1 protein-coding gene is annotated in these 1,917 nt (G+C 61.6%); it reads left to right on the top strand.

The window, feature by feature from the left end; genetic code table 11:
* The first annotated feature begins 215 nt into the window (after positions 1–215).
* Positions 216–1,577 (top strand): IS1182 family transposase, encoded by a 1,362-nt coding sequence (locus tag D779_RS20600; protein ID WP_043758338.1) that lies wholly within the window; start codon positions 216–218, stop codon positions 1,575–1,577.
* Positions 1,578–1,917 lie beyond the last annotated feature (340 nt).

The raw sequence follows: 1,917 nt of genomic DNA, 5'->3' as shown, positions 1-1,917 counted from the left end.
GGGTACGCACGGGAGAGGGTCCTGCCAATTCTTGTCACCCTAATCACCTACATCCGCACTCGGTCTTGGCCAGGGTTATGATCATGGCCGACGTCGAATATGTCATCTGAAAAGCATAGATTCTCTGCATCGCCAACGACTAGGAGCCTGTCCGACTTGTCAGTCTGGCATTGGGATACAATAGGGCCAAGTTTGCCTCGGCGAGAGTATGCGACATGACGGTCAACTTCATATCGGTGGATCGGGAGACGCCGGACCTGTTTCCGGCGACGGTCCAAGAGTACCTGCCGGAGGACCATCTGGCGCGGTTCGTGGTGGAGATCGTCGATCAGCTGGATCTCAGCCAGGTGGTGAACGCTTACGCCGGCACCGGCTCGCGGCCTTACCACCCAGCGATGCTGGTGGCGCTGCTGTTCTATGGCTATGCGACCGGGGTGTTCTCCAGCCGCAAGTTGGCGCAGGCAAGCCATGACGCGATTGCCTTCCGCTATATCTGCGCCAACACCCATCCTGACCACCGCACCATCGCCGACTTCCGCAAACGCTTCCTCAACGAACTGGCGGGGCTGTTTACCCAAGTGCTGCTCATTGCGCAGGCGATGGGGCTGGTGAAGCTCGGCACGGTCAGTCTGGATGGGACCAAGGTCAAAGCCAACGCGAGCAAGCGCAAGGCGCTGAGCTGGGAGCATGCCAACCGTCTGGAGGAACAGCTCAAAGGCGAGGTCGAAGAGCTGATGCGATTGGCCGAGCAGGCCGACAACGCGGCGCGACCCGAGGCCTTGGACATCCCGCAGGAGCTCAAGCGACGCGGACAGCGCCTGGAAGTCATCGCTGCCGCCAAGGCCGAGATCGCCGCCCGTGCCCAAGCGCGCTTCGAGGCCGAGCAAGCCGAATATGAGCGCAAGGTGGCCGCGCGTGAAGCCCGTGCCGAGCGCACGGGCAGGAAGCCTGGCGGCAAGCCGCCGAAGGCCCCCACGCCTGGTCCAGGAGCCAAGGACCAGGTCAGCCTCACCGACGCCGAATCGCGGATCATGCCCACAGCTGGCGGTGGCTTCGAGCAGGCCTACAACGCCCAGGCCGGGGTCGACACCGAGACGCACCTGATCGTCGAGCAGCACGTCACCGATCACACCAACGACAAGCAAGAGGTCGTGACGGCCCTGGCGCGCCTCGAGGCCCTGCCCGAGGTCCTCGGAGAGGTCGAAGCCCTGCTGGCCGACACCGGATATCACAGCGCCGCGAACCTTGATCACTGCGAGGCCGCTGGCGTCGAGCCGTATATTCCCGAAGCCCGCCAGTGTCACAACCCGCCGTTGGCCGAGCGGCTTGCCGACGATCCGCCAGCCCCCGAAGGTCAACCGACCCCGGCCGAGGCCAATGCACATCGGTTACGCACCCGCGCTGGCAAGGCCCGCTACGCCAAGCGCAAGGCTACGGTCGAGACCGTCTTCGGCATCATCAAGCACGTGCTGGGCTTCCGTCAGTTCCTGTTGCGCGGCCTCAAAGCCGTGCAGGGTGAGTGGGCGCTGGTGTGTTTGGGATGGAATCTCAAGCGCCTCTTTGCGCTCAGAGGATAGGAAAACGGGCAAAAGCGCGCGTTTTCACGAAAAATACCTGCAATTTCGCCCCGACGCGCCCGATATTAGTCTCATTTTTACCAATACGGAATCTTCAAGCCCAGGCTGGAACCAAGTCGGACAGACTCCTAGAGCCGATCGCAAACCAGATACCGCAAATCTTCGCGCCGTGTGTCTAATTGCACGTTCCGTCAAGTCAACCCCAAACAGTTCTGCCCCAGATCCAGCAAACCGCTCATGATCAGCACCTCAGTACAGTACAAAACGAATAGCTCCCCCAGCTAATACAGCACGCGCCTCATGTCATGTTGGACGTTGAACGGTCGCCCATCGAGCATGA

It is taken from the genome of Imhoffiella purpurea (assembly GCF_000585215.1).
In the GTDB taxonomy this organism is placed as follows: Bacteria; Pseudomonadota; Gammaproteobacteria; order Chromatiales; family Chromatiaceae; genus Imhoffiella; species Imhoffiella purpurea.
Note: the sequence above shows the minus strand (reverse complement) of the source record. Positions and strands in the feature narration are given on the sequence as shown.

Excerpts from the sequence above, each read along its gene's own strand:
- D779_RS20600 (WP_043758338.1), top strand. The coding sequence starts at position 216 with ATGACGGTCAACTTCATATCGGTGGATCGGGAGACGCCGGACCTGTTT.